Origin of the sequence: Tissierella praeacuta, assembly GCF_040396155.1 — a bacterium.
GTDB lineage: Bacteria > Bacillota > Clostridia > Tissierellales > Tissierellaceae > Tissierella > Tissierella praeacuta_A.
Map to the genome: position 1 here is coordinate 19250 of NZ_JBEBOY010000011.1, position 19326 is coordinate 38575.

26 protein-coding genes and 2 riboswitches are annotated in these 19326 nt (G+C 32.4%); of the genes, 23 read left to right on the top strand and 3 right to left on the bottom strand.

Annotation, left to right across the window (positions count from 1 at the left end; genetic code table 11):
* Positions 1-188 precede the first annotated feature (188 nt).
* From ABWP20_RS07395 to ABWP20_RS07415, 5 genes are all read left to right on the top strand, one after another.
* A complete protein-coding gene (locus ABWP20_RS07395) occupies positions 189-572 on the top strand; it encodes an Rrf2 family transcriptional regulator (RefSeq protein ID WP_216521240.1) in 384 nt (127 codons plus the stop codon).
* 287 nt (positions 573-859) lie between these two features.
* Positions 860-1804, top strand: coding sequence for a DMT family transporter (locus ABWP20_RS07400; protein ID WP_353095150.1), 945 nt, complete (start codon positions 860-862; stop codon positions 1802-1804).
* Between the two features lie 769 nt (positions 1805-2573).
* The gene (locus ABWP20_RS07405) at positions 2574-3221 is read left to right on the top strand and encodes a Vat family streptogramin A O-acetyltransferase (RefSeq protein ID WP_503012516.1); all 648 of its coding nucleotides are present in this window, start codon (positions 2574-2576) and stop codon (positions 3219-3221) included.
* 184 nt (positions 3222-3405) lie between these two features.
* A complete protein-coding gene (locus tag ABWP20_RS07410) occupies positions 3406-3783 on the top strand; it encodes a cytidine deaminase family protein (RefSeq protein WP_353095152.1) in 378 nt (125 codons plus the stop codon).
* A 56-nt stretch (positions 3784-3839) separates the two neighbouring features.
* Complete coding sequence (locus ABWP20_RS07415) at positions 3840-4742, top strand: GNAT family N-acetyltransferase (protein ID WP_353095153.1); 903 nt, start codon at positions 3840-3842, stop codon at positions 4740-4742.
* A 222-nt stretch (positions 4743-4964) separates the two neighbouring features.
* Here the strand turns inward: ABWP20_RS07415 and ABWP20_RS07420 are convergent, their stop codons facing one another.
* Positions 4965-5297 (bottom strand): winged helix-turn-helix transcriptional regulator, encoded by a 333-nt coding sequence (locus ABWP20_RS07420; protein WP_353095154.1) that lies wholly within the window; start codon positions 5295-5297, stop codon positions 4965-4967.
* A gap of 129 nt (positions 5298-5426) precedes the next feature.
* Between ABWP20_RS07420 and ABWP20_RS07425 the strand changes: the two genes are divergently transcribed.
* The 14 genes from ABWP20_RS07425 to ABWP20_RS07485 all read left to right on the top strand — a co-directional run bounded on the left by ABWP20_RS07425 (position 5427) and on the right by ABWP20_RS07485 (position 14330).
* The gene (locus ABWP20_RS07425) at positions 5427-5648 is read left to right on the top strand and encodes a hypothetical protein (RefSeq protein ID WP_353095155.1); all 222 of its coding nucleotides are present in this window, start codon (positions 5427-5429) and stop codon (positions 5646-5648) included.
* Between the two features lie 34 nt (positions 5649-5682).
* Positions 5683-6201, top strand: a complete 519-nt coding sequence (locus tag ABWP20_RS07430) for a nitroreductase family protein (protein WP_353095156.1) — start codon at positions 5683-5685, stop codon at positions 6199-6201.
* A 414-nt stretch (positions 6202-6615) separates the two neighbouring features.
* Positions 6616-7089 (top strand): methylated-DNA--[protein]-cysteine S-methyltransferase, encoded by a 474-nt coding sequence (locus ABWP20_RS07435; protein WP_353095157.1) that lies wholly within the window; start codon positions 6616-6618, stop codon positions 7087-7089.
* The gene (locus tag ABWP20_RS07440; protein ID WP_353095158.1) at positions 7076-7699 is read left to right on the top strand and encodes a DNA-3-methyladenine glycosylase family protein; all 624 of its coding nucleotides are present in this window, start codon (positions 7076-7078) and stop codon (positions 7697-7699) included. Before ABWP20_RS07435 ends, ABWP20_RS07440 begins: the two co-directional genes overlap by 14 nt.
* Complete coding sequence (locus ABWP20_RS18450) at positions 7672-7890, top strand: UCP014422 family protein (RefSeq protein WP_503012517.1); 219 nt, start codon at positions 7672-7674, stop codon at positions 7888-7890. Before ABWP20_RS07440 ends, ABWP20_RS18450 begins: the two co-directional genes overlap by 28 nt.
* A 7-nt stretch (positions 7891-7897) precedes the next feature.
* The gene (locus ABWP20_RS07445; protein ID WP_353095159.1) at positions 7898-8578 is read left to right on the top strand and encodes a DNA alkylation repair protein; all 681 of its coding nucleotides are present in this window, start codon (positions 7898-7900) and stop codon (positions 8576-8578) included.
* A gap of 18 nt (positions 8579-8596) precedes the next feature.
* A complete protein-coding gene (locus ABWP20_RS07450; protein WP_353095160.1) occupies positions 8597-9166 on the top strand; it encodes a bifunctional transcriptional activator/DNA repair enzyme AdaA in 570 nt (189 codons plus the stop codon).
* A complete protein-coding gene (locus ABWP20_RS07455; protein WP_353095161.1) occupies positions 9163-9303 on the top strand; it encodes a DUF1848 family protein in 141 nt (46 codons plus the stop codon). Before ABWP20_RS07450 ends, ABWP20_RS07455 begins: the two co-directional genes overlap by 4 nt.
* A gap of 731 nt (positions 9304-10034) precedes the next feature.
* A complete protein-coding gene (locus ABWP20_RS07460) occupies positions 10035-10454 on the top strand; it encodes a GNAT family N-acetyltransferase (protein WP_353095162.1) in 420 nt (139 codons plus the stop codon).
* 379 nt (positions 10455-10833) lie between these two features.
* A complete protein-coding gene (locus ABWP20_RS07465; RefSeq protein ID WP_353095163.1) occupies positions 10834-11304 on the top strand; it encodes a GNAT family N-acetyltransferase in 471 nt (156 codons plus the stop codon).
* Positions 11305-11494: 190 nt separating this feature from the next.
* The gene (locus ABWP20_RS07470; RefSeq protein ID WP_353095164.1) at positions 11495-12010 is read left to right on the top strand and encodes a GrpB family protein; all 516 of its coding nucleotides are present in this window, start codon (positions 11495-11497) and stop codon (positions 12008-12010) included.
* 116 nt (positions 12011-12126) lie between these two features.
* Entirely contained in the window at positions 12127-12528 is a 402-nt protein-coding gene (locus tag ABWP20_RS07475) for a GNAT family N-acetyltransferase (RefSeq protein ID WP_353095165.1), read from the top strand.
* Positions 12529-12655: 127 nt separating this feature from the next.
* Entirely contained in the window at positions 12656-13153 is a 498-nt protein-coding gene (locus tag ABWP20_RS07480) for a GNAT family N-acetyltransferase (protein WP_353095166.1), read from the top strand.
* 409 nt (positions 13154-13562) lie between these two features.
* Complete coding sequence (locus ABWP20_RS07485; RefSeq protein WP_353095167.1) at positions 13563-14330, top strand: DUF2087 domain-containing protein; 768 nt, start codon at positions 13563-13565, stop codon at positions 14328-14330.
* A 91-nt stretch (positions 14331-14421) separates the two neighbouring features.
* On the opposite strand, the gene ABWP20_RS07490 is transcribed toward ABWP20_RS07485, so the two are convergent.
* Together ABWP20_RS07490 and ABWP20_RS07495 are read right to left on the bottom strand one after the other, a co-directional pair.
* Positions 14422-14793, bottom strand: coding sequence for a hypothetical protein (locus ABWP20_RS07490; RefSeq protein WP_353095168.1), 372 nt, complete (start codon positions 14791-14793; stop codon positions 14422-14424).
* A gap of 63 nt (positions 14794-14856) precedes the next feature.
* On the bottom strand, positions 14857-15171 hold the full coding sequence (locus tag ABWP20_RS07495) for an exonuclease domain-containing protein (RefSeq protein ID WP_353095169.1): 315 nt from the start codon (positions 15169-15171) through the stop codon (positions 14857-14859).
* Between the two features lie 284 nt (positions 15172-15455).
* A riboswitch (TPP riboswitch) is annotated at positions 15456-15554 on the top strand.
* Between the two features lie 87 nt (positions 15555-15641).
* Positions 15642-15740: riboswitch (TPP riboswitch) on the top strand.
* A gap of 76 nt (positions 15741-15816) precedes the next feature.
* On the opposite strand from ABWP20_RS07495, the gene thiD reads away from it, so the two are divergent.
* The 4 genes from thiD to thiE are packed head-to-tail and all read left to right on the top strand — an operon-like array spanning position 15817 to position 19276.
* On the top strand, positions 15817-16638 hold the full coding sequence (thiD, locus tag ABWP20_RS07500; RefSeq protein WP_353095170.1) for a bifunctional hydroxymethylpyrimidine kinase/phosphomethylpyrimidine kinase: 822 nt from the start codon (positions 15817-15819) through the stop codon (positions 16636-16638).
* Positions 16638-17849: a putative hydroxymethylpyrimidine transporter CytX gene (cytX, locus tag ABWP20_RS07505; protein ID WP_353095171.1), complete on the top strand. Its 1212-nt coding sequence runs from the start codon at positions 16638-16640 to the stop codon at positions 17847-17849. The genes thiD and cytX overlap by 1 nt, the downstream gene beginning before the upstream one ends.
* On the top strand, positions 17833-18657 hold the full coding sequence (gene thiM / locus ABWP20_RS07510; protein ID WP_353095172.1) for a hydroxyethylthiazole kinase: 825 nt from the start codon (positions 17833-17835) through the stop codon (positions 18655-18657). Before cytX ends, thiM begins: the two co-directional genes overlap by 17 nt.
* Complete coding sequence (thiE, locus tag ABWP20_RS07515; RefSeq protein ID WP_353095173.1) at positions 18641-19276, top strand: thiamine phosphate synthase; 636 nt, start codon at positions 18641-18643, stop codon at positions 19274-19276. The genes thiM and thiE overlap by 17 nt, the downstream gene beginning before the upstream one ends.
* Positions 19277-19326 lie beyond the last annotated feature (50 nt).

Sequence of the window (19326 nt, forward strand, 5' to 3'; positions counted from 1 at the left end):
GTAAAAAATATGTAATTAGTAACATTAGTGATGAAATATAGAAAGTTAAATTATTTTCTCATGTATCTAAAATTTTATAAGGGGGTACAGTAATTATAATAAAGTAAATAAAAAAACTATTGACAAAGCTACACAATTAAGGTTATTATAGATACATGAAGTCTTTTATTGGAGGTGATTTATATATTATGAAGTATTCAAAAGCTACAAATTATGCCCTTCATACCATGCTTTTTCTTGCAATGGACACACCAAATAAACTTGTTGGTGTACAGGAGTTAGCAGAAAAACAAAAAGTTTCTCCAACGTACTTGTCCAAAATATTGACCAAGTTAGTTAAGGAAGGAATGATTAATTCTTCTTCAGGTGTCAACGGAGGTTATTCCCTTAGTCAAAATTGGGAAGATATTTCATTCTTGGATATCATACATGCTATTGAAGGTAAATCATCTTTATTTGATTGCTGTTTAGAATCTCATTCAGAATGTGTTATAAAAAAAATAATGCTTTCAGCAGAAGAAAAAATGGAGGAAGAGTTAAGGAATCAAAAAATATCAGATCTTGTTAAGTAAATATCTGTGGATTTATAATCCACTCTTATTTTTTAATGAATTATAGACATAAAGAGTCTCTTAAGTCTTTGATTACAAATTTAAATTGGTTATTGTTATGGATAAATATCAAATCCAATTGAACTAAATATCTTCATCAATTCCAGATATAAAGCAGTATTATAGAGAAAGTCATTCAGCAGTCCCTATTGTAGTGGGTGGAATTAAAAGACTGATCCTTGATTGTTATTTCAGAAAACAATCTTAATCGTAATCATTAAAATTTAAAAATAAAAGGGGGTAAATTTATGCAAATCACACTTTATTTAATTATGGGGATAATTATCGGAATGTTTTTCCCTATTCAGGCATCTATAAGTGCTCGTTTAAGCTCTTATTCAAAAACACCTTTAACAGCTTCGTTCATCGCATTTTCTTTAGGAACAGTGATACTACTCGTTATAAATTTAATAGTAGATCCTATAGGCATTACTACTGGAATTGATTTTTCATATCCATTGTATGTTTTTATCGGTGGAGCAATAGCTGGTGTTGGTTTTAATGTGGCTAATATCATTCTTTTTTCAAAACTTGGTGCCTCAATTACAACGCTAGTAACTGTAACTGGACAGATGATTGTAGGAATTCTAATCGATCACTTTGGGTGGTTCGGTGTACAAGCTGATCCTGTTAGCATTACTAGAGCACTCGGTGTTGTCATTATGATTTTCGCCATTTCATTGGCTCAACCTAAAAAGAAAAAAGACTCAACTATAGCGTCAAAAGAAAAAAAGAAGGATAGTAAAATCACTTGGATAACTTTAGGCGTTTTAGCAGGATTTTTACCACCATTGCAAACCGCTATTAATGGAAAACTTCGTGTTGCAACGGGCTCTATTTTAGGAGCTACCTTTATTTCTTTTTTTGTTGGCACGATTATCTTGCTTGCTTTGATATTGATTACTCAACGTCGATTAGAGTTTCCTTTGTATGACACACAAAAAAAACGTATTCCTATTTGGACATATATGGGCGGTATATTTGGCATATTTATTCTAACAGGCAACATTGTCTTGTTACCTGTACTTGGATCAGTTCTAACTACTATGATTTTCCTATTGGGACAAATGATTATGGCATTAACAATCGATCAGTTTGGAATGTTTAATTTACAAAAAAGAAAAATTGATAGTAGAAGAATTGCTACTCTAGTACTGATGATTATTGGAATCATATTTGTTAGGTTCTTGTAATCTTATATGTCAGACTAAGTATGTATCCAATATATTCGAAAGAGCTACCAAGTTATGCCAACATAATGTTCTTAACAGATTCTCCATCTATAAGAGACGTAATAGCGTTTCTATTGGTAAAAAGATAGAGTCACTTTTGGGTTGTAAAGAAGTACACCCAAATTGGATGCAGATAACATGAAGTTGATGACTTAGGATCAGAACTAATGAGATACTCGAATAGTTCTAAATAAATATCTGTTGACAATAGGAAGATTAGATTATATACTTAACTAAAATTATGATTATATAGAAAGGAGATTTAATCAGATGATTATAGTTGTTCTTAACTAAACTATTAAAATTAAATAGTTAGAAATGCTTTAGAAGTTCTATAATAGAACTTTGTTTAATTATGCATTTTAAGAACAATATCATCTATAAAACTCTTTTATATAAAAATAAAATAACTATAAATGAATATATAAAAATATATATGCTCGTTTATAATTTAAATATAGGCTAAGTATACATTGTGGCATTAAGTTTAATTTAAATATAATAAAAGATATTTATGTAAATAAAATCCTCATGGATGATATTGTTCTCATCTATGGGGATTTATTTTTTATGTAAGGAGGGATGTTTATGTTGTTAGAGGATTTAAATATATAAAGATACAGTAATAATGATATAGATAAAACAACTATTATTTGTAGATGAACCTACAGATAATGTAGATATAAACAAAATAAACTAATTGGTAAATGAATTAAAAAATATAAAGGAGATGAGATATATGAATAAATTTGGTCCAGATCCAAACAGTATTTACCCTAATGAAAACATAAAGAATATTTGCTATATAAGAAATGTTATTAAAAATCCTAATATTCAGGTTGGAGATTATACTTATTATGATGATATAAATGGAGCAGAAAAGTTCGAAAAACATGTTACTCATCATTATGAATTTATAGGTGATAAGCTTATTATAGGAAAGTTTTGTGCAATAGCAAAAGGAATAGAATTTGTCATGAATGGTGCAAACCATAGAATGAAATCCGTAACTACATATCCTTTTAATATCATGAGCAATGGATGGGAAAAAACCACACCTACTCTTGAAGAGTTACCTCTAAAAGGTGATACTGTAGTTGGTAATGATGTTTGGATTGGGCAAAATGTGACAGTAATGCCTGGTGTGCATATTGGAGATGGTTCAATTATTGCTGCTAATTCTGTGGTAACAAAAGATGTTCCTCCTTATCATATTGTTGGAGGTAATCCATGTAAAATTATAAAAAAGAGATTTGATGATGAGTTGATTGATTATCTATTAAAATTAAAATGGTGGGATTGGTCTGAAGAAAAGATTTTTAAAAATCTTGAATTACTTTGTAGTCCAGATTTAGATAAAATTAAGTCTATCAAATAACTTATTAAAGTGAGAATGATTTTTTGCTATAAAAAATTAAAAATAGTGGACATAACTTCTGCTATTTATCTTTACTATTGAAGCAAACGAAGACTGTGATGATTAAAAAAATACAAACTAATATTTATATTAATATATCGTGTATTGATTCAGATACAAGAATTTACTTGAAAGGATGATAACTATGGAATTTGATGAATTGTATGATATCGCAAAAAATACATTAAATCCTAGAGCAATTTCTAAAAACTCTTATGCTGGTTCTGTTGCAGCAGCTATTTTGAGTGAAAGTGGAAAAGTTTATACTGGAGTATGTATAGATACCCCTTGTTCTATGGGATTCTGTGCAGAACATGCGGCTATTGCGGCTATGATTACTGCTGGAGAAAATAGAATAACAAAAGTAGTTGCAGTGTATGAAGATGGAACAATAATTCCACCATGTGGAAGATGTAGAGAATTTATTTGTCAAATCCATGATGAAAATTATAAATGTGAAGTAATGATAAAAAAAGATAAAATACTTACCATTAATGATTTGTTACCTTATCGATGGGAATAGAATTAATTTGTAATTTAAAATAAACAAAAATAGTAAGGAAAAAGGAGGAACTCAAAATGAGTGAGACTTTATTAATTAATGATAAAAAATATATTTATAGATGTGATTACAGAGATGACAATATGTTAAGAAGTAGCTTTAATAGATTAACAGAAAAAACCTATGGTTTTAATTTTGAACAATGGTATGGGGATGGCTATTGGGGAGATAAATATATACCATATTCTTTATTAGATGGAGATAAGGTAGTATCTAATGTTTCAGTAAATGTCCTGGATTTTTTGATCTTAGGAGAACAAAAGAGATATATACAAATTGGAACAGTTATGACAGATGAAGATTATAGAGGACAAGGATTAAGCAGGGCACTTATGGAGGTAGTATTAAAAGAATGGGAGGATAAATGCGATCTTATTTATCTTTTTGCTAATGACAGTGTTATTGATTTCTACCCAAAGTTTGGATTTAATCAGTATAGTGAATATCAATACTCGATAAATAAAATTAAAGAGGATAAGTCAGAGAAAATAAGAAAGATGAGTATGGATAATGATAAAGATAGAGAAAATGTTTACAATATGGCTTGCAATACAATACCTTTCTCACAGGTTTCTATGAGAAACAATGCATCTCTTATAATGTTTTATTGTACATATTCTATGAATGACAGTATTTATTATATTGAGGACTATGATACGGTGGTTATTTGTGAGTTTAATGAAGAGGTTTTATATGTGCAAGATGTATTGGCCACAAAAGAAGTAAAATTAGATAAAATTATTAATGCGGTGATGACTGAAAAAACTAAGAAAGTAGTTTTAGGATTTACTCCAAATGATAGTTCTTCTTATGAAAAAAGTTTGGTAAATGAGGAAGATACTACTCTTCTTATTAAGATGGGAAAAGATAATCCATTTAAAATGAGAGATTTAATGTTTCCCGTATTGTCTCATGCATAATAATAAACAAAGAGCAGGCTGGATGGTCTACCCTTTTGTTCGTATAATATTAATATTACTTGCCGAAGTCTAAGATATAGAATTCTAGACCTTAGACTTCGATAAATTTGATATTAAACTTTATAACTTAAAATAACTTTAGGATAGTTTACATCATACTATAGCAAGTTCACTTTTATAATACAAGTTATAACGAGTATTAGGTATTCAGCTCAAGCTAGCTTATACTTTCGCTGCTAAAGCGTTTTTTCTACCCCATTTACACATTTTATCAATAATCGGAAGCAATGACAGCCCTTTTTCGGATAAAGAATACTCTACCTTTGGAGGAATTTGCAGATATTCTTTACGAGTGATAAGCCCGTCATTTTCTAATTCTTTAAGCTGCGTACTTAGCATTTTATGTGTGATATAAGGAATATTGCGTTTAAGTTCTCCATATCTTAATATGGATTCACAGCCTAACTCGTATATAATTCTCATTTTCCACTTGCCGCCTATTATAGAGAGAGTATATTCAAAAGGTGCTTGTTTACTCCGGCATAATGTATCCATTCAACAACACTCTCCTTTTAGTAAGTATACTACTAAAAAGTGCATACTTTCTTTTTGTTTTATTTTAATTATAATTAAAATAAGTGGAGAATGCAAGTGTGTGCATATTGCTTTATTGGGAGGTCAGCTATGGTAAGAATTTTTGACTCAATGAACATAGGGAATGCATTACTTGAAAACAGTCTGTGCGATTTTATGGCATATGGAAGGCCGTTTTTATCTGATGCAGCATTTCTAACAAAGTCTTTGAAAAATTACGATTATAAATCCTGTTTTGAATGGAGAACCTGTCAGTGGTTTATAAGCGGGGAGAAATGCCCAGCACAAATAAAAGCGAAAGCTGCCTTTTAGGACGATTGAAAATGAAATGAATGGAGGTAGAACTATGGATTTTTTAGAATTGGCAAAGGACAGATATTCTGTTCGAAAGTTTTGTGATAAAAAAGTAGAAAAGGAAAAACTGGATTTGATTTTAGAAGCAGGTAGAGTTGCTCCAACGGCTGTGAATTATCAGCCGCAGCGTATTCTTGTGCTAGATACTGAGGATGCTTTGAGTAAACTAAAAGCCTGTACCACATACCACTTCCATGCACCTTTAGCTCTGTTGATTTGCTATGACAATACCGTTAGCTGGAAAAGGTCATATGATGATAAAGATATGGGAGAGGTTGACGTAAGCATTGTCACTACTCATATGATGCTTGAAGTCGGCAATTTAGGCTTAGGCAGCACTTGGGTAGGACATTTTGATCCTCAAAAGATAAAGGAAGTCTTTGCACTTCCCGAAAACATCATTCCTGTTGTACTTTTACCGATTGGCTATCCTGATGAAACGAGCGTTCCTCATCTATACCATGATAAACGCTTCGACATAGGAGTAACAGTATTCTATAATTCATTCTAAGGAGAAGCATATAAAGCTAGATAAATCGTCTTTTCAAGCGATGGTATGAAAATGGGAAGCCGTAAGGCTTCCCGATTTGCTAGTTACGAGGTGTTATAAATGTATTGATCCACATATCATACTCCTTTATAAATTCATGTTTACCTATGCCTGTATTCCTCACTAAATGCGGACTTGCCCTATTTATGATATTTTCCTGTACACTCTACGATATCAATCTCAATTACAGCAGTGCCCTTAATCATGTTATCAGGAAGTTCTTTTCCAGCAAATTGCGGAGTGTACTTCTCCACCATCTTATTCAATACTTTACGTTGCATTACCATAATGAAAATTAAATGGTGAAATTTCGGAAGACATACTAGATGAAATAAATGTATACTAAAGATATAATAAGACAAGGAGGTTATTCATATGAAAAACATTGCTTTCTATCCGACATCCCTCGGTTTGCTTGGTATTGTAGAAAAAAACGGTGCAATTATTGAACTCTTCTTTGGCAAAGAACATAAGTCCACAGAATACGTGGAGCAGGAAACCCCGTTACTAAAGGAAGCAGCACGTCAACTGGAGGAATATCTTGATGGTAAGCTCAAATCCTTTGACCTACCCCTTGCACCGGAAGGTACAGATTTTCAGCAAACTGTATGGGCTGCTTTGCGGGATATACCTTATGGTGAAACTCGTACCTACAAGCAGGTGGCAGAGGTGATTAGGAAACCAGAAGCATCCCGTGCAGTGGGTACAGCCAACGGTAAAAATCCGATTTTAATTATTACACCATGCCATCGGGTTATAGGTACAGATGGAAAGCTTGTAGGCTACGCTGCGGGACTTGCAGTTAAAGAAAAACTTTTGGAGATGGAAAAGAACTATGTCAACGGTTAAAATAAAGTATTTTGAATACGGCAGGACAGAATTAAATTACCTGGCATCCATCGATCCCGTCCTTGGTGCCGCAATCAGGCGTCTTGGGAGGGTGGAACGTCAGGTTATTCCAGATATTTTTGCAGCTCTTGTCTATACTATTATCGGGCAACTTGTGTCTGTTCGTTCAGCAAATACTGTTTGGTCAAGGATGCAGGATACCTTTGGTGACATCACACCAGAGAATCTATCCATTTACACTGCTGACCATATTCAAGCTTGTGGTATGACAATGAAAAAAGCAATTTGTATTCATGATATTACAGAAAATATTGTACAAGGACAATTTGATCTGTCTATTTTGAATACTTTGTCCGACAGTGAGGTCATTAAACAATTAATATCCTTGCCTGGCATTGGACGGTGGACGGCTGAAATGATCCTCTTAAATTGCATGGAACGTCCTAATGTGGTTAGCTGGGGTGACCTTGCTATACGCCGAGGGATGAAGAGGCTGTACGGCCTCCAAGAACTTACCAAGCAACAGTTTGATGAATATCGAAAACTCTATTCGCCTTATGGTTCGGTGGCCTCTATTTATTTGTGGAGACTTTCCTTTGGACACAACTAAATGCGAAATACAAAGCTGACTATACGAAGGCGGTTGAAGAAATTCTCAGCCATCTAAAAGAAAGCTGTGTACCAATTGATGAAATTTTGGAAGAGGTGCAAAGTGTTTACGGAGAATTGCATCTGCTAGAAATAGAAATCAAACGGGGGAAACATCGACCTCCAAAATCTAATATAGAGAAAACGAGGTGATACGATTATGGACATGATTCGTGAACAACTTATGAGACTTGCGGAAGAAGATTATCAGAACTTTTCCTCCAAACTTTTGCCCAATATTGATACAATACTTGGTGTTCGTCTGCCGCAGCTTCGCAAGCTGGCAAAGCAAATTGCAAAGGCAGATTGGTGCACATACCTGAACACCGCGGAAAATGACTATTTCGAAGAGATAATGTTGCAAGGCATGGTGATTGGGTACGCACCCTGTGAAGTGGAAGAACGGCTCTCATATATAAGCAGCTTTGTGCCCAAAATTGACAACTGGTCAATATGCGATAGCTTTTGCACTGGGCTTAAGTTTACAGTGGAAAATCGGGATCGTGTTTGGGACTTTTTACAGATATATTTTCGTTCTGTGCAGGAATATGAGCTTAGGTTTGCTATAGTAATGTTGCTGTCCTATTATATAGACGAGAAATATATTAATCGTGTACTAGATGTATTGGATGCCGTCAAGCATGAGGGGTATTATGCTAAGATGGCAGTTGCTTGGGCTATTTCTATCTGTTATATTAAACTGCCGAAGCAGACCATGTCCTATTTGAAGCAGAATACATTAGATGATTTCACATATAATAAAGCATTGCAAAAAATAACAGAATCCTACCGTATAGATAAGGAAACCAAAGGGATAATCCGTGATATGAAGCGAAAATAAAAAAAGAAGGTGGTATACATGCTACTCAGCGATGAAGAAAAATGGAAAATTGCCATTGATTGTGATTCATCTCATGACGGTCAGTTTTTCTATGGAGTGAAAACAACCGGTATTTTCTGTCGACCGTCCTGTAAATCTAAAAGTCCAAAAAGAGATCATGTGGTATTTTTTGATATTGCTGAGCAGGCTCAAACTGCTGGATTTCGCCCTTGTAAGCGGTGCAGACCTGATCTCTTGAAATTTGAACCCAAAAGAGAGACTATCGAAAGAATTAAAAAGGTGATCGATGAGTTTTATACTGATCCAAAACAGCTTAAAAAGGAGATCGATGGAATTGGTATTAGCAAAAACAGTATGATCCGGATATTTCAGGATCAGTTAGGCATAACTCCAGTTCAATATATCAATAAACTTAGAATTGAGAAGGCAAAAGAACTTTTGTTGAACTCACAGGACACGATTCTATCTATTGCTTTGCAATGTGGCTTTGGCAGTCTCTCAACATTTTACAGGTTTTTTCGACATTTAGTAGGTATGTCACCTACACAGTACAGTAAACTTTTTGCTGGAAAGGAAGATGTGAAATGATTGTCAGTGTAAGCCGTCGTACAGATATTCCGGCCTTTTATTCAGAGTGGTTATTGAACCGGCTACGTGAGGGGTATGTACTGGTACCACATCCAAGGAGACATGGACATTCTTTCTGGACTTTTACCCTAAGGTGAGGACAGCCATGAAAGGCATTTCTCCTATTTTAATCGGTGAAGTTGAAGAAGCAGTGATCATAACAGAGAGAGATGTGAAATCCCTAAAGGATTTTCAACTGATGTTCTTATGATGGGATGGAATTTAGAATGTATTAGCAAAATAGCAAAGAACAAATTGTTCAGGTAATGTTATATAACTTTAAGTATGGAAGGTTTATTTAAGATGTAATTTTACAGCAACATTCTATCACAATATAAGAATATTAGGAGCATTTAATATCACTTTATTAGCTACTTATTTCTGTTTTTAATTTCGGTATAATCTTTTAATATTATTGTACCTATTGATGAATTAATGTTTGTTAGTTCTATTATATTATTTAATACTGTTCCCTTGAAGTTTGCAATGGTGAGTCAAGAATAATTTTATTGTTATTTGGTTACCGCTAAATATTATTATAGCTATTAAACATGACACCTATTGTCATATATAAAGGAGAATTTATGAAATCTGGAAGAGAAATAAAAGTATGTCTTAAAAATAAAGTATAAACAAATTAGCGAAGCATCATTTTTATAATATACAATTTATATCAGCGATACGGTACTAGCATAAAAGCATACTGGGATAGTTCAACATCGATTATTGAAATATATGTTTTTTACAAAATGGGAATATTGAATGAAAGGGCATCGTTTAAGAGATAGAAAAGAGATTAACTATTGGATATATGAGAGGAGAACTATTTATGACAAGTGGAATAACGAAAATAATTGATTATAGAGTAGAACCGCCTGCTGATTTTAAAGAATTATTAGATTTATATAAAGTTTTAGGATGGAATTCACTTAATTTAACAACTGATGAGTTGGAACAAATGTGTATGAACAGTTGGTATGCAGTATATGCTTTTGAGGCGGATAAGTTGGTGGGTATGGGGCGTGTCATATCCGATGGAGTTGTTACAGGAGTGATATGTGGTGTGTGCGTGTTGCCCGATTATCAATCAAAAGGAATTGGTAAAGAAATAATAAGTAGACTGGTTCAATACTGTGAACAAAAGCGAGTAATTCCGCAGTTACTCTGTGTGGAAAAGTTAGAACCTTACTATGAAAAATTAGGGTTTACAAAGTTTTCTGTTGGTATGACGCGGGGTGCTAGGCGTTAATTTTAATTATTTATATAGCTGAATAATTTCAGCAGCTTTTGCTTTAAATTCATTAACTGCTTTAACAGGCTGTATGATTCTTATATTTTTCCCATATACAAAAGCAAATTCAATGCCTTGCTAAATATCTTCAAAAACTAAATCTAAGAAAATTTTATTGTCTCTTATAACTTCTTTACTTACAGTGATAAATTTTCTTTCCTTTATATGATTTATAATCGAAGGAGTAGTTATAAATTAATTGAATTTATAATCAGCTTAGCTTATAATGTAAGGAATTGGATATTCTACTGCTATATATAACACAATGTATTCTACTATATTAAAGCTACGGTAGTTTGTAAGATTATAGACAAATTTTGTAATTAGAGGTGAGTTTATGAGAGATATTTTAATTGAACAGGCTATATCGCGAAATTCAATAGAGACAGAAAAACTCTTGCGTATTTGGAAACATTCTGTAAAGGCGACCCACTTGTTTTTAACAGAAAATGATATTGCTATGTTGCTTCCACAGGTGAAACTGGGTATTGAAGAAGTCGATAAGCTTATGATAGCTAAGGATAAATCAGGAGAACCGACTGGATTTATGGGTGTAGAAAATAGTAAAATAGAAATGTTGTTTATAAGTCCTGAACATTTTGGAAGGGGCATTGGAACATTGCTTATTAACTATGCAATAAATGTGCTTGAAGCACATTTTGTTGATGTAAATGAACAAAATCAACAGGCTTTAGGATTTTATAAACATTCAGGCTTTGAGGTATATGATAGATCTGAAACGGATGAACAGGGGAATCCTTTTCCAATCCTGCATATGGAGCTTATCAAGGGTACAAGCATGAAATGAAAATTATACAATTATTAATGTTTGTAGAAAGTCAAGATAGCCTTTTTATTAAAAGTAGAACGGGTAAAAGAAATAAATGGTATTGTTGGTATAGTCTATACTGGTCGAATGAGATTAGCGTAATTTCATGATAATTATAATTTAGAAATAATATGAAAAACTATATTTTATTTGGAAGGAGGCTATTTATATGAAAGTTGAAGTTGTAGAGTATAACAGCGAATGGCCAAATTTATATCTGGAAGAAGCTGAAAAAATCAAAAATATACTTGGAAATGAATTAGTTGATATTTACCATATTGGAAGCACATCAGTAGGAAATCTAAAAGCTAAACCAATTATTGATATTATGCCTGTGGTAAGAGATATTACAAAAGTTGATGATTATAATAAGGAGTTTGAAGCTCTTGGTTACGAGCCAAAAGGCGAATTTGGTATGGCTGGCAGAAGATATTTTAGAAAAGGGCTGGAAAACAGAACCCATCAAATTCATATATTTGAAAGAAGTAACTCTAATGATATTGAAAGGCATTTAGCCGTTCGTGATTATTTAAGAACACACCCAGAGGATGCATTTGAATATGGAGAACTAAAGAGCAGATTAGCTGCTATGTTTCCTTCTGATATTGAGGCTTATTGTGATGGTAAAGATAAGTTTGTTAAGGAATTAGAAAGAAAAGCGCTAGAATGGTATCACAACGCATAATGAGCATAACTGGGTGTAGGCAGTCCTGCTGCCTGCACCAAGATAACATTTTTAAAAAGGTGGCTGCTCCCTTTTGAGCATCAAAAACTAATTTATATTTTGAGAGGGTGATTTGCATGGATCAGATAAAAAGTTGCAGTGAAGAAAAGGCTAACTATATCCATAGACGTTTACAAGAGTATAATAGTCGATATATTACAGATAGTGAAGACCTGTCTTACTGTATTGAAAATGAAAATGGTGAGTGCATTGCTGGTATTGTTGCATCAAGAGATATGGATTGTATTACGGTTGACTATTTATTTGTTGATGACGCATATCGAAAAAATGGATATGGTTCAAAATTATTGACTTATCTTGAAGAACAAGCCATTAGGTTAGATGTAAAAAGAATTATATTAAATACCTTTGGATTTCAAGCTCCAGCTTTTTATGAGAAACAAGGTTATCAACTATTCGGAAAAATAGAACCATGTTTTAATGACTATGGACAATATTTTTTTAAGAAAGAATTATAATGAAAAGTTATGAATACAACACTTCACATAGTTACTAATTCTATATAGATGTGCATATTTGTTTTATCCAGAAATTATAGTAGTTTACTTATCGATAAGACTATTTATATCCTGGGAGGGATAATTAATGAATATAAGATATAATTTTAGTTTAGCCCAAGAAAAAGATATTGCTGATATTTTACTTTTAATTAGAAAAAGAATCCAATGGATGGATAGTTGTGGTATTGAGCAATGGAATAAGACAAATTACATGGAATGTTACCCAAAAGAGTATTTTGATGACTGTGTTTTAAAACATAAATTATATGTTTTGAGCGAAAAGGAATCTAATAAAATTGTTGGAGCTGTTGTATTGAATGATACAGATAAACGATGGAAAGATGAGATGCCTGCTTATTACGTACATAATTTGGTAACTGATTTGGAGGCAAAGGGTGCAGGTGCAGCAATCATAAAATATTGTGAAGATATAGCAATTGAGCACGGCAAAAGAAAACTACGCTTAGACTGTCAAACAGCAAATGTTAAATTAAACCGCTATTATGAGAATTTAGGATTTATTTATGTTGAAGAAGTGCGGGGTGGATTATATATTGGGAATAAAAGGGAAAAAGCGTTATAACATAGATTATAAGCAATGCACTTAGTTACTTTAATTTATAGCTGTAGAATATGACGATTTAACTATATCAAAGTATTAGAACTAGGAACGTTGAACCGTACCATAAATAAATACGATTTTCTTATGAAGGGTTGATAAGTTTTCACCCTGTTGAAGTAAATTCTAATTTGTTGAGTAAGAATTAGAATTTATATTATAAATATTTAACTTAGTAAATTGAATTTACATTGATGAATATAAATAACATACAAAGAAAAAAGTAGTAGCTCTTATATAGGACTACTACTTTTTTGTCAGCAAAAAAACGTAACAATAGACAAAGTCATAAAATGTTTACTTATATATAGACAATAAGTCAAAAATGGTATACAATCAACATATAAATATATGTTGAAGGGTGTTGAGTAAAATGAATGAAAATAAAAAGGAACTATTTTGGAATGTAACTATTGAAGAGATGAAAAAAGGGTATGTTGAGTTAGCGGAAAGTTATAAATGTATAATTTGTGAGGATGAATTTGCAAAGGGGAGAATATATGAAATAGATTCTATACTTTATGATTCAAGAAAAGCCGCTGAACTTCATATATTAGAAAAACATGGCTCTATTCTAGAATATCTATTAAAAATGAACCCATCATTTATAGGGGTATCAGAGGTTCAAAGAGAACTGCTAATATTAATAGCAGCAGGATTATCTGATAAGGAAATTGCCATAAAGCTAGGGGTAGCACAGTCTACTATAAGAAATCATCGTTATAAATTACGTGAAAAAGAAAAGCAAGCAAGATTATTTTTAGCGATGATGGAATTGATATCATTGAACACAAAGAAGATAAACATATTAGACAAGGATATTTTATGTGATGCCCATAAAACAGCAACTACTATAGATGATAGATATAACATCACCGATAAGGAAAGAGAAAGTACAATTAAAAACTATATGGATGAAAGTGGAGCAATAAAAACATTTCCTGCTAAGGAAAAAAAGAAAATAATAGTTTTATCTGAAATAGTTAAGCATTTTTCTAAAGGAAAAAAATACTCTGAAAAAGAGATAAATAGAATTTTACAAAGAATACATGAGGACCATGCCACTATTCGAAGAGCCTTAATAGAATATGGGTTTATTGAGCGCACTAACGATTGCAGCAGTTATTGGGTAAAGGAATAACTTGGCAATAATTCATCAACTAATGTGCCATATATTAGCTTTTTTTGCATGGTGGCAAGCTAAGCAAATTTGACAATGCTATAAAATTAAATCATTTTAGAAACTGATGTGTTTTTCCCATTTTATAGGCTAATTTAATCATCTCCTGTTCTTCTTCAGTCATATCTCTTTCATACATTTTTCTGAACTGCTGAATAAGGCTATCATAATCTATCTGTTTTTTGCGTTGTATTGGTCTAATTTTTATATATGATGGATCATAGGATCTTGGTTGAATCGATGAAGTATATATTTTTTTTAATATCTCTGCAGTGTAGTAGGCATCATAAAGTGCATTATGAAAGTTATACGTTATTGGAATATCAAGCATCTCTATAGCATTTTGAAGACCGAGTAACTTTTTTTCAGAAATACCCAAATATTTGGAAACATAAGGCTGGAGATTAATGAACATTTTAGGCAAAGATTTCAGATCTAATTTATAATAGTCGGCACTTCTAAATAGTTATTTTATATCAGACATACCCTAAATACAAAATATAGATTCGGTATTACCTATAAACTTAATATAGGCATTATAAACTTCAGGAAATGGTTCTTCCATAAGAAGTTGTTCTGTAGTAATGCTGGTTAATTCTGTAATAAATGAATTTACTTTCGAATAAATAGTTGGTTTTACATAGCGGTTAAAAACTGCTATGGTGTTAAAATCTGAATCCAGCTTTATTGTACCTATTTGGACAATTTCAAAAGGATATCTGGATCTTTTTATGATAGTATTTTGTTCGCCGAAAGAAGAAAAATCCTGATTAAATTCTAAATCAAAAACAATATAGCACATTTAAGAACTCCCTTAATTATGTTTTAATTTATTTTTAGCTAAATGGATTAAGTTTATTTCACAAATTACTTCCTCAATCAATATTACTTATACCTTATAAAGAACTGATTTATTTTGTTTTTTGTTTCATTAGTTTATCCAATATATTTAAGCTTACAAAATATTTGTCTCTAAATATATATTATTATAAATATCAAAGCTATTATTAAATTTGACTATAGTTAGAGTTGGAATTGTATTGGATAACTTGACTATATTATTGCTATGGGATATAATCAATGTTGTATTATTTGTGGGGGGACTATAAGTAGTTGAGAAGGTAAAACCTGACCCTTTGAACCTGTTGGCTAATACCGACGTAGGGAAGCAAATCATTTATTTTATCGTATATGGTTAGGGTGCTTCTCCGTGTAGAGAAGTACCCTATTATTATTTAATGTATAAGTTATAAAGTACAAAAAAGAATATAGTAATATTTGCGGGGGGACTGTAAGTAGTTGAGAAGGTAAAACCTGACCCTTTGAACCTGTTGGTTAATACCAACGTAGGGAAGCAAGTCATTTATTTTATCGTATATGATTAGGGTGCTTCTCCGTGTAGAGAAGTACCCTAATTTATTATATAAATAAAAAGGGAGGAATTTTAATGAAAAAAGTACTTAGTATTGCTGGATCAGATTGTAGTGGAGGTGCGGGAATACAAGCAGATTTAAAAACATTCTCTGCCCATGGGGTGTTTGGAATGAGTGTAATTGTTTCAGTAGTAGCAGAAAATACAAGTCGAGTTATTGATATACAGGATATTACTCCAGATATGATTGAAAAGCAGATTGATGCAGTATTTGAGGATATTGAAGTTGATGCAGTAAAAATTGGTATGTTGTCTACACAATTGTGTATGAAGGCAGTGGCAAGAAAACTAGAGCAATATAAACCCGAAAATATTGTAATAGATCCTGTAATGTATGCAAAAAACGGTTGTCCACTTATGAATCCAGATTCCATAGATACGTTAATTAAAGTTGTAATACCCTATGCTGATTTGCTTACGCCTAATATTCCAGAAGCAGAAAAGATATCAAATATTAAGATAAGTAATACAGAAGATATGAAAACAGCGGCAAAGCTTATTTATAATATGGGTTGCAAGAATGTTCTTGTTAAAGGCGGACATGCTGTTGGAGATGCATTGGATATTTTATATGATGGTAAAGAGTTTTATTATTTTGAGACTCAACGTATAAATACTAAAAATACCCATGGAACAGGTTGCACATTTTCATCAGCCATTGCATCTAATCTTGCACTTGGCATGAATATGCCTGTTGCTGTAGAACAGGCTAAAAAATATATTACAATGGCAATTGAGCATTCATTAAACATTGGTAAAGGCAATGGACCAACACATCATTTTCATGACCTATACAAAAATGGTTTAAATATTAAAGAAAGTAAAGGAGATTTATAATGAAAAATGAAAATCAACAGATGTCTACTTTTAGTCAGATATTGTTATGGTTTGGGGCAGCAATATCTATTGCTGAAATTATGACAGGAGCTTTACTTGCTCCTTTAGGACTAACTCAAGGCATTTGGGCCATTATTATTGGTCATATAATTGGAGGGGCTATTTTATTTCCAGCAGGATTAATTGGTGCGAAAACTGGTCTTTCTTCTGCTGAGTCTATTCGTATTTCTTTTGGTAAATATGGCTCATTTGGGTTTTCATGGGTTAATATATTACAGCTTCTTGGTTGGACTGCAATTATGATTGTTAATGGGGCAAAGGCATTTGATGGAATTACGAATCATCTTTGGGGATATCAAAATGAAAGACTATGGTGTGTAGTTATTGGCTTATTAATTTGCCTTTGGGTAGTGATTAGTATTAAAAGTCTTGCGAAATTAAATACTGTGGTAATGACATTATTGTTTCTATTTACAATTATTCTTGGGTTTACAGTTTTCAAGAATACTGGAGAAGTAATTGTAATGGAAGAAACCATGAGCTTTGGTATGGCAGTTGAGCTGAATGTAGCTATGTCCCTTTCTTGGCTGCCCCTTATTTCTGATTATACAAGGAGATTGGAGAAGAAAACCACAGGGACTTTATGGAGTGTAATAAGCTATTTTGTTGGTAGTACAGTAATGTTTATAATTGGACTGGGTGCAGCAATATATACTGGCACATCAGATATTACAACTATATTAATGTCTGCAGGACTTGGATTAGTTGCCCTTGTAATTGTTATATTTTCTACAGTAACTACTACATTTCTAGATGTTTATTCTGCAGGAGTAAGCACAGCAAATTTGAGTAAAAAAGTTAATGAGAAACTCGCTGCTGTTATTGCTTGTGTTATAGGTGTATTGCTGGCAATGTTTGTTCCTATTAGTCAATATGAGAATTTTTTATACCTTATTGGTTCAGTCTTTGCACCGTTGTTTGCTATTTTGTTTGTGGATTATTTTCTACTACATAAAACAGATATAGAACCTGGTTCTTCTCATAGTATTGGAAATATAGTTTTGTGGGTAATTGGATTTATCGTTTACCGTTTACTTATGCCTTACAATTCTATTGTAGGAATCACATTACCTGTAATGGCAGCGATTGGGGCTATATGCTTTATTATAAATAAAAGAAAGGTTGGGAATAACAATGAATCATTTAACTAATAATTGTCTGAACTTATTTAATGAAATTAGGGTAAAAACTCCACTGGTCCATAATATCACTAATTATGTTACAGTAAATGATTGCGCAAATGCGATTTTGGCAATAGGAGCATCACCTATTATGGCAGATGATGTTGCAGAAGTGGAAGAAATCGTTTCAATATCTTCTTCTCTTGTAATAAATATAGGAACTTTAAATCAACGAACTATTACTTCAATGATTATGGCGGGAAAAAAAGCCAATGAACTTCATATACCTGTAGTTTTAGACCCAGTTGGTGCAGGTGCTTCTTCATTGCGGAATAAAACAACACAGAAAATTCTTTCACAAGTAAAAATAGATGTAATTCGTGGAAACTTATCAGAAATTTCCTTTGTAGCGGGACTAAATGTTTCTACAAAAGGAGTTGATACTGCAAAAGCAGATGAAAAAAATGATGCAGTGAAAATTGCAAAATTAGTGGCAAATAAATACTCTTGTGTTGTGGGAATTACAGGAGAGGTAGATGTTATTTCAGATGGCATTCGAATTGCTAAAATAGCCAATGGGCATAAACTACTTTCCAAAGTAACTGGGACAGGCTGTATGACATCTGCTCTTGTAGGTAGTTTCTGCGGTATAACAAAGGATTACTATACAGCAGCAGTTGCAGGAATTACTGCAATGGGAATTGCTGGAGAGGTTTCCTTTGAAAAATATAAAGAAATAGGAAAAGGTAGTTTCCATATTGGTATCATTGATGCATTATCAAATATGAATAAAACTTATTTTTCAGAAAGGGCGAAGATAGATGAAACCAAATATTGATTATACACTTTATCTTATAACAGATAGAGAGCTTATGAGTACGGAAAAATTGGAAACTGCTGTGGAACAGGGGATTTTAGGTGGCTGTACCTTGGTACAATTGAGAGAAAAGGACTGTTCATCTTTGGAATTCTTTGAGATAGCCATAAAGATAAAAGAAATCACTGATAAATATCAGGTCCCATTAATTATTAATGACCGAATTGATATTGCACTGGCAGTTGATGCTGCTGGCGTACATATAGGTCAAAGTGATATACCAGCAACTATTACAAGAAAATTAATTGGTGACAATAAAATTCTAGGTGTATCTGCATCTAATTTTGAGGAGGCAATAAAGGCTCAATCAGATGGTGCAGATTATTTAGGTATTGGAGCCATGTTTGCTACAGGAACAAAAACAGATGCAAAATTTACACCAATGGATGAACTCATAAGAATACGAGAATATATTAAACTTCCTATTGTAGTAATAGGAGGAATCAATAAAAATACAATAGATCAATTTAAAGATATAAATATCAACGGACTTGCAGTAGTCTCAGCTATTATTTCGGAACCAGATATAAAAAAAGCATCTGAAGAACTGAAAGATATATTCAAGAAAGGAAAATTTTGATATTCATTTTTAAAATAAGTATTTAATTTAAATGACGCAGATTGTAAGAG

What these genes read in the sequence shown, in the direction of transcription:
- ABWP20_RS07470 (WP_353095164.1), top strand. Translation starts at nt 11,495, where the DNA reads ATGAAAGTTGAAGTTGTAGAGTATAACAGCGAATGGCCAAATTTATAT.
- ABWP20_RS07440 (WP_353095158.1), top strand. Translation starts at nt 7,076, where the DNA reads ATGTCAACGGTTAAAATAAAGTATTTTGAATACGGCAGGACAGAATTA.
- ABWP20_RS07460 (WP_353095162.1), top strand. Translation starts at nt 10,035, where the DNA reads ATGACAAGTGGAATAACGAAAATAATTGATTATAGAGTAGAACCGCCT.
- ABWP20_RS07430 (WP_353095156.1), top strand. Translation starts at nt 5,683, where the DNA reads ATGGATTTTTTAGAATTGGCAAAGGACAGATATTCTGTTCGAAAGTTT.
- ABWP20_RS07480 (WP_353095166.1), top strand. Translation starts at nt 12,656, where the DNA reads ATGAATATAAGATATAATTTTAGTTTAGCCCAAGAAAAAGATATTGCT.
- ABWP20_RS07450 (WP_353095160.1), top strand. Translation starts at nt 8,597, where the DNA reads ATGCTACTCAGCGATGAAGAAAAATGGAAAATTGCCATTGATTGTGAT.
- ABWP20_RS07475 (WP_353095165.1), top strand. Translation starts at nt 12,127, where the DNA reads ATGGATCAGATAAAAAGTTGCAGTGAAGAAAAGGCTAACTATATCCAT.
- thiE (WP_353095173.1), top strand. Translation starts at nt 18,641, where the DNA reads ATGAAACCAAATATTGATTATACACTTTATCTTATAACAGATAGAGAG.
- ABWP20_RS07410 (WP_353095152.1), top strand. Translation starts at nt 3,406, where the DNA reads ATGGAATTTGATGAATTGTATGATATCGCAAAAAATACATTAAATCCT.
- ABWP20_RS07445 (WP_353095159.1), top strand. Translation starts at nt 7,898, where the DNA reads ATGGACATGATTCGTGAACAACTTATGAGACTTGCGGAAGAAGATTAT.
- ABWP20_RS07415 (WP_353095153.1), top strand. Translation starts at nt 3,840, where the DNA reads ATGAGTGAGACTTTATTAATTAATGATAAAAAATATATTTATAGATGT.
- ABWP20_RS07395 (WP_216521240.1), top strand. Translation starts at nt 189, where the DNA reads ATGAAGTATTCAAAAGCTACAAATTATGCCCTTCATACCATGCTTTTT.
- cytX (WP_353095171.1), top strand. Translation starts at nt 16,638, where the DNA reads ATGAAAAATGAAAATCAACAGATGTCTACTTTTAGTCAGATATTGTTA.
- ABWP20_RS07455 (WP_353095161.1), top strand. Translation starts at nt 9,163, where the DNA reads ATGATTGTCAGTGTAAGCCGTCGTACAGATATTCCGGCCTTTTATTCA.
- ABWP20_RS07465 (WP_353095163.1), top strand. Translation starts at nt 10,834, where the DNA reads ATGAGAGATATTTTAATTGAACAGGCTATATCGCGAAATTCAATAGAG.
- ABWP20_RS07435 (WP_353095157.1), top strand. Translation starts at nt 6,616, where the DNA reads ATGAAAAACATTGCTTTCTATCCGACATCCCTCGGTTTGCTTGGTATT.
- ABWP20_RS07405 (WP_503012516.1), top strand. Translation starts at nt 2,574, where the DNA reads ATGAGATATATGAATAAATTTGGTCCAGATCCAAACAGTATTTACCCT.
- ABWP20_RS07495 (WP_353095169.1), bottom strand. Translation starts at nt 15,171, where the DNA reads ATGTGCTATATTGTTTTTGATTTAGAATTTAATCAGGATTTTTCTTCT.
- ABWP20_RS07420 (WP_353095154.1), bottom strand. Translation starts at nt 5,297, where the DNA reads ATGGATACATTATGCCGGAGTAAACAAGCACCTTTTGAATATACTCTC.
- ABWP20_RS07485 (WP_353095167.1), top strand. Translation starts at nt 13,563, where the DNA reads ATGAATGAAAATAAAAAGGAACTATTTTGGAATGTAACTATTGAAGAG.
- thiD (WP_353095170.1), top strand. Translation starts at nt 15,817, where the DNA reads ATGAAAAAAGTACTTAGTATTGCTGGATCAGATTGTAGTGGAGGTGCG.
- ABWP20_RS07400 (WP_353095150.1), top strand. Translation starts at nt 860, where the DNA reads ATGCAAATCACACTTTATTTAATTATGGGGATAATTATCGGAATGTTT.
- thiM (WP_353095172.1), top strand. Translation starts at nt 17,833, where the DNA reads ATGAATCATTTAACTAATAATTGTCTGAACTTATTTAATGAAATTAGG.
- ABWP20_RS07425 (WP_353095155.1), top strand. Translation starts at nt 5,427, where the DNA reads ATGGTAAGAATTTTTGACTCAATGAACATAGGGAATGCATTACTTGAA.